The sequence below is a fragment of the Roseovarius arcticus genome (assembly GCF_006125015.1).
GTDB classification, from domain to species: domain Bacteria; phylum Pseudomonadota; class Alphaproteobacteria; order Rhodobacterales; family Rhodobacteraceae; genus Roseovarius; species Roseovarius arcticus.
In genome coordinates, this window is record NZ_SZZN01000001.1 from 3946493 (window position 1) to 3961519 (window position 15027).

Below are 15027 nucleotides of genomic sequence, written 5' to 3' on the forward strand. Positions count from 1 at the left end.
AGGGAGAACGACATTATGACACACCCCAAAAAACACCTGACGGACCGCCGCAGCGTGCTGCGAGGCGGGGCGGCAGCACTCGGCGCCGCTGCATTGGGCGGCATCGCGAGCCGCGCCCATGCCGCGACCGACATGCGCTACATGTGCTGGGAGGGCTATGACAAGCCCAGCATCCTCGACCCGTTCGAGGCCGCAAACGATGCAAACGTCGCCGTTGACCTGATCACTGACAGCGCTGGCGGCTTTGCCAAACTAGCGGCAGGCGGCTACCGCGACTTTGACGTGGTATCTTCAGACAGCCCGTGGATTGCGCGGATGGGTCCTGCGGGCATTTGCGACTATTTGGACGATGCGGAATTCGCTGATGTCTACGACGATTTCTACCCGCAGTTTCGGGCGCCATTCGCGCCGCTTCAATACGAGGGCCAGACCACGGGCCTGCCGACGCGCTGGGGCTGGGTCGGCCCCACGGTTAATACCAATTTCGACAAGGTCGAGACATGGGCCAGCTACGATCCCTGCTTTGATCCGGCCTACCGCGACAAGATATGCGTTCTCGACTGGGGTGACTGGCCGATTATGCCGATGGCCCTGCATGCCGGGATCGACCCGTACCAAGAGCTGGGCGATGCCGAGCTGAAGGAAATCCGCATGGTCCTGCGGGCGCTGTTCAAAAACACACGCGCGCTGGTCGGCGATCTGTCCGTCGCGCAAAAGGGCCTGATGGACGGCTCGTTCCGCGCGCTGATCGGCGGAGGCAGTTATTGCACTTCGGCGCTACGCAAGGATGGGCAGGACCACATCCTGTCGATCGTGCCCGAGCCGAAGAATGGCCTGAAACAAGGCATTATCTGGATGGAGGCGACCGGCATCCTGAAGGACACGGACAATCCTGAGCTATCCAAAAAACTGGTCAAGCATATGGTATCGCCCGACGTCGCGGTCGAGTTGGCTTGGACAGAGGCGACCTGCAACCTTGTTCCCAGTCAGGCCGCCGAGGCCAAGTTCACGGACGAACAGAAATCGGCCCTTCAGATGGATTACATGTGGGAGGCGTGGGAAAAGAGCCACTTCCACTCCGTCGCGCCCAATATCGACGACATGCTAGCCATCTTTCAGGAAGAGCTGGCTGCGTCCAACTGATGCAAGCTGCCCACCCGGCCTATCGTCGCCGGGTGGGCGTGCCTTATAATAGCACCTCATAACAAAGAGCCGGAGACAGCCCGCCAGTGACCGATACAGTGACCCAGTCCAAACCGGGCGCCCCCATCATCGACGCCTCTGGCATCGACAAGTTCTACGAGAGCTTTCAGGCGCTTTTCGATATCTCGCTACAGGTGATGGATGGTGAATTTGTCGCCCTTGTCGGCCCGTCAGGCTGTGGCAAGACCTCGCTCTTGAAGATCCTCGCCGGGTTTGAGCAGCCCACAAAGGGCAAGCTGGAGATCATGGGCAAATCCGTCGTCGGCCTGCCACCGTCGCAGCGGCCCACACGGATGGTGTTTCAAAAACTGGCTCTGTTCCCCCACAAGACGGTCCGCGACAACATCGCCTTTCCGCTGAAACTGGCCAAGGTGGACGTAGCCGAGCAGGATGCAAGCGTCACCGAAATGATGCAACTCATGCACCTGCCAGAAGCGTATCGTACCCGCTATCCCGCCCAGCTATCAGGCGGAGAGCAGCAGCGCGTCGCGCTGGCGCGGTCCATGATATCGCGCCCCAGCGTTCTGCTGCTGGACGAGCCGCTCAGCGCGCTGGACGTGAAGCTAAAGAAGGTCCTGCAGACCGAGATCAAGCATCTGCACCGCACCGTGGGCACCAGCTTTGTCCACGTCACGCACGATCTGGAAGAGGCGATGATGCTGGCCGACCGTATCTGCGTGATGCGCAAGGGGCGTATCCTGCAAAACGGCTCGCCCACGGATATCTACTACCGCCCCGCCGATGCCTTCGTTGCTGGATTCATCGGAGAGACGAACCTGATACCGGTCCAGATCAACGGCGCGGCGTTTACCCATCCATCCCTCAACTGCGCCGCGCCCATGCTGGAGGCCGAGCAGTTCAGCCCGGGCCACGCGGGCAGTAGCGGCTTGTTGATGATCCGCCCCGAGCTGATCACGATGCAAACCGCTGCTCCTCAGGCTGGCGACGACACTTGCGTCATGGAAGGCCGCGTCGAGGAGTTCTTTATCAAGGGCGCGTCGATCCAATACCGCGTTATTGTGGATGGTATGCGCGTGCCTATGATCGTCGACGTCCTTGGCACCGCCATCCCGCCTGCGGATGTGGCTCAGCAGGTCTGGCTTAGCTTCGCACGTAACGATCTCTATCTACTGGGCGAGGATTAAGCCCATGCGCATCATCCGCAAATCATGGACGGACCCGGGCCTTTTGCTGGCAACGTTGCCATTGACGGCGATCATGGCGTTCTTCTTTTTGATCCCGCTGGTGATGACCGCGCTGCTCAGCTTCCAAGGCACGCAGTATTACCGCCTGATCTGGACGTGGAGCAGCGACACGTGGGTCGATGTATTCACCCACTGGCACTATTGGTCGATCATCATTCGAACGCTGACAATGGCGCTGATCTGCGTCGTTTTGTGCGTCCTCATCAGCCTGCCTGTGTCCTACGCGATGGTGCACCGCGTTCGGTCGCTGGAGAACCACATCACGATCCTGATCGTCTTCGCCTTCCTTACCGACGCGGTGCTAAAGACGTTCGGGTGGGTGCTGTTTCTGGACCGCACAGGCGTGATGAACGGCGCGCTAAGCGCGCTGGGCTTTGGCCCTCAGGCGACGGATATCCTCTTTACGCCGGTCGCCACAATGCTGGGCATGGTTTACAATCTGCTGCCCTACACGATTTTCTGCATCTATCTGTCGATGAAACGGATCGACCGCGATCTGATGCTGGCCGCCTACGATGCAGGCGCATCGCGGTTTCGCACATTCTGGGAGATTACGTTGCCTTTGGCGCGGCCCGGCATCTTTGCGGGCGCAATCCTAGTATTTGTGCTGGCGCTGGGCGTGTTTTTGGAGCCAAAGGTCATGGGCGGCGGTACGTCCCCGATGGCGGCCGAGCTGATCCGCCAGACTTTCGAGACGCGGGTGAATTGGCCGCTGGGCGCGGCGCTGACGCTGGTCATTATCGTCATCGGCACGGCGACGCTGGCAGTTGCGGGGCTCGCCGCGCACCGCGCGACCAAGGCCGCAGCGGAGAGCACAGAATGACCCGCTATCGCACCGAGGGCGTCATCGCGGGCGTGATCCTTTATGGGTCGGTCGCGGCGGTCCTGATCTTCTTCTACGTACCGATCTTTACGCTGATCGTGTTCTCGTTCTCAGAAAGCCGGTTCCTGAGTTTTCCCATTGAGGGCTTCTCAATCAAGTGGTATTTCGCGTTGTTCGCCTCGCGCGAATTCTGGCCGGCGCTGGGCAACTCGGCCATACTTGCGGGGGTGTCGACTACGATCGCAACGACGCTTGGGACTGGGGGCGCGATTGCGTGGATGCGCTGGCGCTTTCGCTTTCAGCGCAGTTTCCAGATCGTCAGCTTTGCGCCGCTGCTGTTCCCCCAATTGCTCTTGGGCGTTGCGATGCTGCTATGGTTTTCGGTCCTTGGCGGCTGGTTTGATTTCTCGCCTGCGCTGTGGACGGCGATCATAGGACATATCGTTTATATCACGCCCTTTGCGCTGATTATAATTGCGGTTCAGGTCCACGGGTTCGACGATACGCTGGAGGATGCGGCGCGCGATGCGGGCGCGACCAATTGGCAGGTGTTCCGCGAAATTACACTCCCGCTGATCTGGCCGGGCGTGATGTCGGCAGCAATCTTTGCGTTCCTGCTGTCGTGGGGCAATTTCTATGTCACCTATAGCCTTGCTGGCACCGCGCGCACGCTGCCGACGTTCGTCTTTAGTGGCATCGCCGTCGGTTCCTCCCCAGTCTATCCAGCGCTGGCGACGGTCACGTTCGTTCCTGCTCTGCTTCTCTTGGGGCTGGCAGATTGGTTTCGCCGCCGCGCCGCCAAGCGCCAGATGGGCGCCTGGAAGGACACCTAAACGAGAGGTCCGCACACGTCACGCAGGGCAGGGGGCGAGATAGCCCACTTTGCCGCTAATTGCATCGGCTTAGTGGACCACGATACGCAAAGTGCTAAATCGGCATCTAGGCGCCCATCTGCAAATCCATGGGCGGGAACCTGCTGGCGGGAAACGTGTTGTTCCCCTAGACTCGCGAGCTAGTTGTGCCATTTGGCCAGAGATTATAATGATAAGAGGTTGCAGACGTGGTTTTCAGAACAGGCGCGTTCCATTTGCCGACGGTTGCGACCATCGCTGTGCTCACCCTCTGCGCATCGACAGCTGGCGCCCTTGATACATTGCGCTTTGAAATTCCCGCCGACGACAAGGATCTGCGCAAGACATTGGTCGGAGCGTCACTGATCCAGTCCGCGCAGGCCGATGGGCGCACGGATCCTCAGGATATCATTGCAGCGGCCAATGCCGATTACGCCGAGTTGCTGGGCGTCCTATACAAATATGGCTATTATAGCGGCGTCATTAACATATTCATTGATGGCCAAGAGGCGGCGCAACTATCGCCCTTCGCCAAGCCAGCAGGCGTTCGCGAGGTTGTCGTGCGCGTCCTGCCGGGCGCGCCATTCACATTCTCAAAGGCGGGCATCTCTCCGATTGCCCCCGGCACCGAGCTGCCTGAGGAATTTGCCATCAGCAAACGGGCGCGCGCGCCCGTTGTTGGCGCGGCTGCCGAGGCAGGCGTTGAAGGATGGCGCAACCTGGGCCGTGCCAAGGCCGAGGTCGCGGGCCAAGATATTGTTGCAGATCACAGGTCGGATACCCTTGCCGTCCAGCTGGCGCTGCGCCCCGGACCCGTCGTAACGTTCGGCAATCTGGTGCAGGTCAAAGATAGCCGCGTGCGCCCCGAGCGCTTGCGTGCCATCGCAGGCTTGCCCACCGGGGAGCGTTTTTCGCCAGAGGAGCTGGACAAATCGGCCAAGCGTCTGCGTCGCACTGGCGCATTCAAATCCGTGTCCTTGACCGAGGCCGAGCAGTTACGCGCCGGGGACGTCATGGATATCCAGCTGGACACCGCAGACGAGAAGCGCCGACGCTTTGGCTTTGGCGCTGAGGTCAGCAGCAACGAGGGTTTGGGCCTGTCGACCTTCTGGCTGCACAGAAACCTTCTTGGCGGGGCCGAGAGGTTGCGCTTTGACATCGCGATTAGCGGTATCGGAAGCCAGAGCGGCGGCACGAATGGCGGCATCGACTACGAGGTTGGCGGCCGGTTCGAGCGGCCCGCGACATTCGGCGCCGACACGACGCTGTTTGTCTTTGGCAAGGTCGCGCGCGAGGACGAGCCAAACTACCTGTCCGATGAGGTCACGCTGGGCTTCGGCTTTAGCCGGATCGTGACTGAGCAATTGACCGTCGAGGCGGGGCTGGCCCTGCGTTATTCCGATGAGACGGACGCGCTGGGCAATCAAGAATTCTACCACCTGCTGATCCCGCTCAAGGCAACCTATGACAGCCGGGATGAGCCGCTGGACCCGTCCAATGGGTTCTACGCACAGGCCGAATTGACGCCATTCGTATCGCTTAGTGACACCGATTCCGGTGGCCGCCTGCACCTGGACGGCCGCACCTACTACCAGTTGGACGAGGGCGGCATGTTCACCCTTGCCGGGCGCGTTCAGTTCGGCAGTATCCTTGGTGCCAGCCTCGCTGACACACCGCAGGACTTTCTCTTTTACTCCGGCGGCGGCGATAGCGTGCGTGGCCAGCCCTACCAGTCGCTGGGCGTGCCGATCGGCGCGAACGTGACGGGTGGTCGCAGCTTTGTCGGGGCGCAGGCCGAAATGCGCATCGACCTTGCTGGTAACTTTGATCCTGTCGCATTCTTTGACGTGGGCTACATCGGGTCCGAGAGCATCTATGACGACAGCGGTAGCTGGCACAGCGGTGCAGGCATCGGCATAAGGTACGCCACTGGCATCGGCCCCATCCGGTTTGACGTGGGTCTGCCGGTCACTGGTAACACGGATGACGGTGTGCAGATCTATATCGGAATCGGACAGGCGTTTTGAGACCTATAAAAAAGGCACTGACATTGCGTATTTTCCAAACCATTGCGCTCGCCCTTATGTTTGCATTGCCGCAGGTCGCGGCGGCGCAGGATGATCGCGGCCTCTTGCAAGGCTTTATCGAGGATAACCTGTCGGGCGCGGGCCGCGAGGTTCGCATCGAGGGCTTTACGGGCGCGCTTAGCAGCGAGGCGTCGCTGGAGTTGCTCACGGTCGCGGATGCGGACGGTATCTGGCTGACGCTCAAGGATGTGACACTGGATTGGAGCCGCCTCGCGTTGCTGCGCGGCCGCCTTCAGGTAACAAAGCTGTCGGCGGGTGAGATCCTGCTGCCTCGCCTGCCAAAGGCCGAGGCGACGATAGAGGTGCCAGACGCAGAGGCTACCGGATTTTCGCTGCCCGACTTACCAGTTGCAGTGAATGTCGATGAAATCGCGGCGAACAAAATTGTGCTGGGCGCCCCCCTTCTGGGTGAGGAGGTCAGCCTGTCTTTGACTGGATCGCTGCAATTGGATGATGGCGCCGGCAATGCCAAGCTGGATATCCTTCGTCTGGACCGTGCCGGAGACCAGGTGACGCTGGACGTGGCATATGCCAACACGGACCGCAATTTGGCCATTGATCTAGTTGTTGCCGAAGAGGATGGCGGCATCGCGTCCAAGCTATTGGGTATCCCCGGCGCGCCGTCGATCCGTCTGGCGGTGCAGGGCGACGCGCCGCTCGCGGATTTCACCGCCAATATAGCGCTGGACACGGGCGGCGAGCGCCGCCTTGGCGGCACAGTGACCGTCGCGGCCCCAGCACCCAGCGCTGATGCGCCCGAGGGTAGCGCGCCGCTTAGCTTTGCTGCGGATATTCGCGGTGATATCGCACCGGTTTTCGCGCCAGAATACCGCGACTTCTTTGGTACCGAAATGGCGCTGGTCGTCGTTGGGTCCAGGCCCGCGAATGGCGGACTGGGGATTGAAACGCTATCGCTGACCGCCGCCGCGCTGCAACTGAACGGTTCGCTGCAACTGGGCGCTGATGGCTGGCCCGAACGGTTTGATCTGACCGGGCGCATGGCGTCGGGCGACGGCAGCCCTGTCTTGCTGCCCATCGGCGGCGAGCGGACGACGCTGGATGATGTGGGCCTCAGCCTGACCTACGATCTAGCCAAGGGTGAGGAGTGGCGGCTGTCGCTGACTGCCGCCGGGCTGGAGCGTACGGATCTGTCGCTGGCGACCGCATCGCTTACTGGCGGTGGCACCATCGCCAAAGGAGAGGGCACCGTGCCGGGCCGCGTCGATGGCGCACTCGACATGGCAGCGACCGGCCTTGGCCTTGCCGATGCCGATTTGGCGCGCGCTCTGGGAGAGGCGCTTGGTGGCAATATCGTATTCGACTGGGAAGAGGGCAGACCCTTCAACCTTAGCGAGTTGTCGGTCAAAGGCAGCGATTATGATATCGCGGGCGAGGCGTCGATTGATGGCTTGGCCAGTCCGGTTGATCCCCGCATCACTGCCAAAGTGCGGGTGAACGCAGCCGATCTATCACGCTTTGCCGGTGTCGCGGGCGCGGAACTTGCTGGCGCAGCACAAGTTTCGGTCGACGGCGCGATCACCCCCAGCCAAGGTGCGATGGAGGCCTCTGTAACGGGTACAGCGCAGGATCTGGCTGTCGGCCAGCCGCGCCTTGATCCCCTGCTACGCGGGCGGGTTGAACTGGATGTCGCCGCGCGGCGCGGCAAGGACGGCACGTTTCTAGACCGTCTGCGCGTCACCTCTCCTACGACCGATCTGATGGCTAAAGCTATATACAAAAGCGACGGCAGCATGGCCGATCTGGAATTGGCGCTGGCCGATGTATCGCTGGTCGAGCCTAGCCTGCAAGGTCCGGCCAAATTAACGGCACGCGCCGATCAGGCGGGCAACGTCTGGACTATTCGCGCGGGCGCCTCCGGTCCCGGTGAGGCAACTGTCACAGCGGATGGCACGGTGACCGTCACTGGCGGCAAGCCGGGCCTTTTCGATATGCGTGCTAGCGCCGTTGCAAGTGATTTCGCGCCCTATTCGACACTCGCGAAACGCGATTTGGGCGGTGCGGCAAGTGTGGTGGTCGATGCGCAGGGCGATATCGCGACCCTTAGCGGTCAGGCAGATCTGGTGCTGAACGGCCAGGATTTAGCCGTAGATATTTCGCAGCTCGACCCGATCCTGCGCGGCACGTCCAGCGCTGAAATATCGGCGCAGCGCAGCGCCGATGGCGCGCTGACGCTCAGCAAGGGTCTGCTCAAGACGCCAAAGATTGACGCAGATGTTCAGGGCTACATGGGCGCTGACGGCGCCGCCCAAGGCACCGCTGATATTACCGGCACCGATCTGTCTGTTGGCATTGTGCAGGTTGATCGCATCCTGCAGGGACGTTCGCGCGCGCAAGTAGAGGCGCTTCGCAGTGCGGATGGCACTATCACGCTAAAACGCGGCGAGTTTGAGACGCCCATGGTCAATGCGACGGCCACCGGGTTTTACGCGGCGAATGGTAGCGCCGAGGCCGATATCGATGTGACGGGCGATAACCTCAGTCTGGGCATCCCGCAGGTTGACCAGTTGCTGCGCGGCCGCTCCAGCCTCTTGGCCAAGGTTGCGCGCAGTGCAGACGGGACAATTGTTATCGACCGTGCCGATCTGGATACATCGGAACTGACGGCCAAGGCGTCTGGGACACTGGGCACTGACGGATCGTCGGCGGCGACCATTGATGCGCGGCTGGCGAATGTGGCGCTGTTCGCGCCCGGTATCCCCGGCCCCGCGACGGTAAATGGCACTGTTCGCGGCGACGGTAGTGGCTATATCGTCGACGTAGCCGCGACGGGCCCGGCTGGCATCAGCGCCGATATTTCGGGCCGTGCCGGAAATGACGGCAACCTTGATCTGAGCGTTAACGGCAATGCGCCGCTGGCGCTGGCCAATTCATTCATCAGCCCGCGCAGCCTGTCGGGCCTTGCGCAGTTCGACCTGCGGGTAAATGGCCCGCCTGCGCTGTCGTCGGTGACGGGTACAATCACCACGAGTGGCGCCGGGCTGGCATTGCCCAAGGCTAAGCTGGCCCTTGAGGGGATCAACGCAAATATCCGCCTAACAGGTGCTGCCGCGCAGATAGATATCGGCGCGGGCGTCAACACTGGCGGACGGCTGGCCGCAACCGGCAGCATTGACCTGACTGCGCCCTATCAGGCCGACATCGCCGTTGATTTGCGAGAAATCGGCATCACCGATCCGGGCCTGTACACGACCACGGCAAACGGGCGTATCACCTTTAATGGCCCTGCCACTGGCGGCGCCAACATCGCGGGCAACGTCGATTTGGGCGAGGTGAATGTGCGCATCCCTAGCGGCGCCATTGCGTCAGGCGCGGACCTGCCGGGCCTGCGCCACGTGAATGAGCCTGCGGCGGTGCGCCGTACCCGCGCTTTTGCTGATTTGCTGGATACTGGTGGCAACGGCGATGCCAACGGCGGTGATGGTGGCGGCGTGGCCTATGGCCTTAACGTGACGATCAACGCGCCATCGCGTATATTCGTCAGGGGCCGCGGCTTGGACGCCGAGCTGGGCGGATCGCTTCGACTGCGTGGAAGTACGGCGCAGGTCATACCTGAGGGCCGGTTCAGCCTGATCCGTGGCCGCCTTGACCTGCTGGGCAAGCGGCTGGATCTGACCGAAGGCTACATCCAGATGCAGGGCAGTTTTGTGCCCTACCTGCGGCTGGTAGCGCAGACCACGAGCGGCGACGTTCAGGTCATCATATCCATCGAAGGCCCGGCGGATGAGCCGGAAATTACCTTCGCATCTCAGCCAGATCTGCCTGAGGATCAGGTTGTCTCGCAGCTGATCTTTGGTCGCGACCTTAGCCAGATTTCAGCGTTCCAAGCGCTGCAACTCGCCTCGGCCGTGGCCACGCTGGCCGGTAAGGGTAGCGGCGGTGTCGTTGGCAAACTGCGCAGCGGTGTCGGCCTCGACAATCTGGACGTCACAACTGGCGCGGATGACCAGACCGAGGTGCGTGCGGGCAAATACCTGTCTGAGAACCTGTATTCAGAAGTTGAGGTCGATAGCGACGGCCAATCACAGATCAACCTGAACCTGCAGATTAACAAGAGGCTCAAGGCAAAGGGCAGCTTTGGCGCGGGCGGTGACAGCGGTTTGGGGCTGTTCTTTGAGAAAGACTATTGAAAGGCCGGGCGCCGCCACGTCGCGAGGATTTTGCGCGTCGCCCATAACACCAGTGTTGGCGGTTCTCATTTCCTAGGCTAACCTACCTTGAAAACGCCAAGGGAGGACGCCCGATGCAGATGAGCGACACACGCACGATAGAGGCAGACAAGGCTACAGTCTGGGCCGCTCTTCTTAGCCCCGAGGTGTTGAAGGAATGTGTGCCGGGCGCGACCGAGGTGACAGGCAGCGCCGAGGACGGCTTTGAGGCTGTTGTCACCCAAAAGGTCGGCCCTGTTAAGGCGACGTTTCGCGGCGCAGTTACTGTCAGCAACGTCGTAGATCAAACCAGCCTGACCTTAACGGGGGAGGGCAAAGGCGGCGCGGCGGGCTTTGCCAAAGGCGCCGCCGATGTGCGCCTTAATGAGGCGGATGGCGTCACGACCCTCAGCTATGATGTCGAGGCCAAGGTGGGCGGCAAGCTGGCACAGTTGGGCAGCCGCATTGTCGATGGTTTTGCCAAGAAGATGGCCGATCAATTTTTCACTCGGCTAGAGGAAGTGATTGAGGGCCCCAAAGAGGGCGACGACGCGCCTGAGGTTGAGAAAAAGAGCTGGCTCAAGCGGATTATCAGCTGACCTGCGCCACCATCCGCGCGGCCACATCCCGCCCGCTGGCATAGGCGCCATGCGCTGTCGCTTGCCAATTTGGTGAAAATGCCTCGCCTGCAAATGCAACGTTGCCAGTATCACGCGTGATCATATCGCGCCGGAATTGCGCCGACCCCGGCAGGGCGTGCGAATACGAGCCCAGTACTAATGGATCGTTCGTCCAGTTGGTCGTTGCGGCTCCGATGATGCGGTCTTCGATCCGCGTCCCAAAGGCATCAATCAGCGCGCCGCGCGCGTAGTCGGTCATAGCATCCGGCCCCGCCATCACTAGCGCATGCGCGTATGATCCGGCCATGTGACACAGCATCATGGGTGCATCCCCGTGCACAATTTGGAAGTTCGTGGCCATGTCGAGACCGCTTTGTTGCACTGACAAAAAGCGGGTCTGCGCCATTTCCTCGGGCAAGGCATCCATCGCAAATGCGACTTTTTCATAGATCCCGCACGGCACGCGATCCAGTTGGAACACCAGATCCGCGGCGGGGCCGGGGTCGAAATGGATCATGCCGCGCGCCAGCACATTGGTCGAGGCAGTGACAATCACGCCCGCCGCCTCCAGATCGCCCTGATCGGTGGTCACGGTCGCGCCGCCCTGGCGCTGGTGGATCGCCTTCACGGTCACGCCGGTTCGGATATTCAGCCCCTCTGCCATCGCCGTAATCAGCGCGCCGTAGCCCGACAGCACGGGCCAGTTGTGATCGGTATCGACATAATCGGCGTAGGCCGAGGCCGACACGCCCTTGGCATCGTCGCCTGCCATCAACGTCATTATCAAGTTGACCGAAGGCGCCCATCGCCCAGCATCTGGCAACACATCGGGAATAGGCACGTCGCGGCCCGATGTCTCGACCGCCTCAAACGCGCGGGTGATGGCGCCTTCATAGGCCGCTAGCTCCTCAGCATCCGCGAAAGAACCACTGTCCCAAACCTGAAACGGGTTGGTGACTTCTTGCGATCGATAGGTCGCACCCAATTTGTCCGCCCACTCCACCAGCGGATTCGCATCTGCACAATGCAGCCAATGACATCCGTGATCCCAGGCGCTGGGTAATCCTGCCGCCGCCGTGTAGGCCCGCCCGCCGACCCGGTTCGCAGCCTCTAGCACCATGTACGGCACACCGCGCGCCGCGCATTCCAGGGCGGCTCCGATGCCCGCAGCACCTGCGCCGACTATGATGATGGGTGTGTCGCTCATGCTGTGTTCCTCGCTAACGGCCGCAGAATACAGGCCCGCGGCACCTGCGCAAGCTCGCGTTCTGGCAGGTCTGTGCGCAGGTGCAGACCCTGCTCTTGGTTGCTGCACGATTGCCTCTGCGCCCAATTAGGTTAGGTTCCGCCGGACGCGCAACACCCGGAGACCGAACCATGACAGCCATCGTCGACGTGCAGAATATGGGCAAAGTCTATGACGGCGGCTTTACCGCGCTTAAAGATGTCTCGCTTCAGATCGAGGAGGGCGAGATTATCGCGCTGCTTGGTCCCAATGGCGCAGGCAAAACGACGCTGATCTCGGCGCTTTGCGGTATTGTCACGCCCAGCAGCGGGCGCGCAACGGTGGGCGGTCATGACGTGGTCAGCGGCTATCGCAAGGCACGTGCGATGATCGGGCTGGTGCCGCAGGAAATCGCGCTGGAGCCGTTTGAGAAGGTCATCAACACGGTGCGTTTCTCGCGCGGCCTCTTTGGCAAGACGCGCAACGACGCGCTGATTGAGAAAATCCTGCGCCAACTGAGCCTCTGGGACAAGCGCAACGCGCGTATCCGCGAGCTGTCGGGCGGGATGAAGCGCCGTGTGCTGATCGCCAAGGCGCTCTGCCATGAGCCGCGCGTTCTGTTTCTGGACGAGCCGACGGCCGGCGTCGATGTCGAACTGCGCCGCGATATGTGGCAGATCGTCGAGGAGTTGCGCAAATCGGGCGTCACTATCATCCTGACCACGCATTACATCGAAGAGGCCGAGGCGATCGCCGATCGGATTGCTGTTATCAACAAAGGTCAGATCCTACTGGTGGAGCCTAAGGTTGACTTAATGTCGCGCATGGGCAGCAAGACGCTGCGCATTGACCTGACAGAGTCGCTGGACGCCGTGCCGCCCGCGCTGGCGGATTACGATCTGCTGCTGGGCGAGGACGGCAAAAGCCTCAGCTATACCTACGACGCCACCGGCGAGCGGACGGGCATCACCCGTCTGCTGTCGGCGCTGGCGGCCGAAGGACTGGCCCTGCGCGACATTCAGACGACGCAAAGCAGCCTTGAGGAAATTTTTGTCGGGCTGATCAAGGAGGGCGGCGCATGAACCTGCCAGCAATTTGGGCGATCTATCTCTATGAAATGAAGCGGTTTTTCCGCACCCTGATGGAGAGCCTGCTGTCGCCCGTCATCTCTACCTCGCTCTATTTCGTGGTGTTCGGCGCCGCTATAGGCAGCCGCATCGACGAGGTAGAGGGCGTCAGCTATGGCGCGTTCATCGTGCCCGGCCTCATCATGCTCAGCGTGATGACGCAGGCGATCAGCAACGCATCCTTCGGCATCTATTTTCCGAAATTCATCGGCACGATATTTGAGCTACTTTCGGCCCCCGTCAACTTCCTTGAGATCGTGCTGGGCTATGTCGGTGCGGCGGCGACCAAGGCGCTGTTGATCGGTGTCGTGATCCTCGTAACCGCAGGGTTTTTTGTCGACATCCAGATCATGCATCCTTGGGCGATGATCGCATTCCTGCTGCTGACCTGTATCAGCTTTAGCCTCTTTGGCTTTATCATCGGCATCTGGGCGGAAAACTTCCAGCAGCTTCAGCTGATCCCTCTGCTGGTCATCACGCCGCTCGTCTTTCTTGGGGGGGCGTTCTACTCCATCTCGATGCTGCCGGAAAGTTGGCAGAGCGTGGCGCTATTCAATCCTGTCGTGTATCTGGTTTCGGGGTTTCGCTGGTCATTTTTCGGCGTGGCCGATGTAGGTGTCGGCTGGTCGCTACTGGCCATTGCCGCCTTCACCGGCATCTGCATGGGCGTGGTCTGGTGGATCTTCAAGACGGGTTACCGCATCAAATCCTAAACCTTCCGTTGGATATTTTTGCAATAAGGCGGCGGCAGATCTGCGCGCCGCCTTGTTTCATGCGCCCAGCGCTTATACATCGCGGGGATGATAAATTGGTCCGCAATCAAATCCCGCCTCCCCTTTACCAAATCGCACTCGCGCGTCGCAGTCGTCCGGCTATCGGGCTCTATCGGTACAGGACGCAACGCGCTGAATGACGAGGGCCTCGCGCCCATCCTCGAAAAGGCGTTCAAAAAGGGCAAGCCCAAGGCTGTTGCCCTTTTGATCAATTCGCCCGGCGGATCGCCCGTGCAATCGTCGCTGATCGCCGGCCGTATCCGCCGTCTTGCCGAGGATAAGGGCGTGCCGGTCCATGCCTTTGTCGAGGATGTGGCAGCATCAGGCGGCTATTGGCTGGCCGCGTCCGCCGACGATATTTGGGTCGATTTTGGCTCAATCGTTGGGTCCATTGGCGTGATCTCGGCGGGCTTCGGCCTGCCAGTATTCCTTGCCCGTCAGGGGATTGAGAGGCGCGTGCATACGGCTGGCAAGTCAAAGTCGACCTTGGACCCGTTCCTTCCGCAAAAGGAAGAGGACGTGGACCGCCTCAAGGATATTCTTGAGGATATGCACAGCGGATTCATCGCCTACGTCAAGGATCGGCGCGGCAGCAAGTTGGCCGATGATCCAAACATTTTCACCGGCGATTTCTGGTTAGGCCGCCGCGCGGCCAAGCTGGGACTGGTCGACGGCGAGGCGCATATGATGCCCAAGCTGCAAGAACTGTACGGCAAGAACGTGCGCCTGATGCGCTACGGCTCCAAGAAGAGTCTGCTGTCGCGATTTGGTGTCACACTGGCCGAAGATGCGATGGCCGCCGTTGAGACGCGCGCCCACTATGCGCGTTTCGGGCTGTAGCGCGCCGTGATTGTAAAAATCGTCATGCTCTTTCTGGTCGGCATGGTCGTGCTGGCCATGTTCGGCAGGCTGCGCTTTCCGGGGCAAAAGCGGCTGGCAGCGGCCAA

The 15027-nt window shown here is 61.0% G+C and carries 11 protein-coding genes; 10 read left to right on the forward strand and 1 reads right to left on the reverse strand.

What is annotated here, in order from left to right:
* The first annotated feature begins 15 nt into the window (after positions 1-15).
* The 7 genes from MK6180000_RS18895 (at position 16) to MK6180000_RS18925 (ending at position 10934) form a co-directional block, all read left to right on the forward strand.
* Positions 16-1143 carry an ABC transporter substrate-binding protein gene (locus MK6180000_RS18895; protein ID WP_138936138.1) on the forward strand — a complete coding sequence of 376 codons (1128 nt, stop codon included), beginning with the start codon at positions 16-18 and terminating at the stop codon, positions 1141-1143.
* An 86-nt stretch (positions 1144-1229) separates the two neighbouring features.
* Positions 1230-2348 (forward strand): ABC transporter ATP-binding protein, encoded by a 1119-nt coding sequence (locus MK6180000_RS18900; RefSeq protein WP_138936139.1) that lies wholly within the window; start codon positions 1230-1232, stop codon positions 2346-2348.
* A 4-nt stretch (positions 2349-2352) separates the two neighbouring features.
* Positions 2353-3231 carry an ABC transporter permease gene (locus tag MK6180000_RS18905; RefSeq protein WP_171054694.1) on the forward strand — a complete coding sequence of 293 codons (879 nt, stop codon included), beginning with the start codon at positions 2353-2355 and terminating at the stop codon, positions 3229-3231.
* Positions 3228-4064: an ABC transporter permease gene (locus MK6180000_RS18910; RefSeq protein WP_138936141.1), complete on the forward strand. Its 837-nt coding sequence runs from the start codon at positions 3228-3230 to the stop codon at positions 4062-4064. The genes MK6180000_RS18905 and MK6180000_RS18910 overlap by 4 nt, the downstream gene beginning before the upstream one ends.
* A 227-nt stretch (positions 4065-4291) precedes the next feature.
* Positions 4292-6109 carry an autotransporter assembly complex protein TamA gene (locus tag MK6180000_RS18915; RefSeq protein WP_138936142.1) on the forward strand — a complete coding sequence of 606 codons (1818 nt, stop codon included), beginning with the start codon at positions 4292-4294 and terminating at the stop codon, positions 6107-6109.
* Between the two features lie 23 nt (positions 6110-6132).
* Positions 6133-10317: a translocation/assembly module TamB domain-containing protein gene (locus MK6180000_RS18920; protein ID WP_138936143.1), complete on the forward strand. Its 4185-nt coding sequence runs from the start codon at positions 6133-6135 to the stop codon at positions 10315-10317.
* Between the two features lie 113 nt (positions 10318-10430).
* A complete protein-coding gene (locus tag MK6180000_RS18925) occupies positions 10431-10934 on the forward strand; it encodes an SRPBCC family protein (RefSeq protein WP_138936144.1) in 504 nt (167 codons plus the stop codon).
* Here the strand turns inward: MK6180000_RS18925 and MK6180000_RS18930 are convergent.
* Positions 10927-12162, reverse strand: a complete 1236-nt coding sequence (locus MK6180000_RS18930; RefSeq protein ID WP_138936145.1) for a flavin monoamine oxidase family protein — start codon at positions 12160-12162, stop codon at positions 10927-10929. The genes MK6180000_RS18925 and MK6180000_RS18930 overlap by 8 nt on opposite strands.
* Positions 12163-12332: 170 nt before the next feature.
* Here MK6180000_RS18930 and MK6180000_RS18935 point away from each other — a divergent pair, with 170 nt between their 5' ends.
* The 3 genes from MK6180000_RS18935 (at position 12333) to MK6180000_RS18945 (ending at position 14920) form a co-directional block, all read left to right on the forward strand.
* A complete protein-coding gene (locus tag MK6180000_RS18935) occupies positions 12333-13262 on the forward strand; it encodes an ABC transporter ATP-binding protein (protein ID WP_138936146.1) in 930 nt (309 codons plus the stop codon).
* Positions 13259-14020 carry an ABC transporter permease gene (locus MK6180000_RS18940; RefSeq protein WP_138936147.1) on the forward strand — a complete coding sequence of 254 codons (762 nt, stop codon included), beginning with the start codon at positions 13259-13261 and terminating at the stop codon, positions 14018-14020. Before MK6180000_RS18935 ends, MK6180000_RS18940 begins: the two co-directional genes overlap by 4 nt.
* Positions 14021-14125: 105 nt before the next feature.
* A complete protein-coding gene (locus MK6180000_RS18945) occupies positions 14126-14920 on the forward strand; it encodes a S49 family peptidase (protein WP_425466862.1) in 795 nt (264 codons plus the stop codon).
* Positions 14921-15027: the final 107 nt, after the last annotated feature.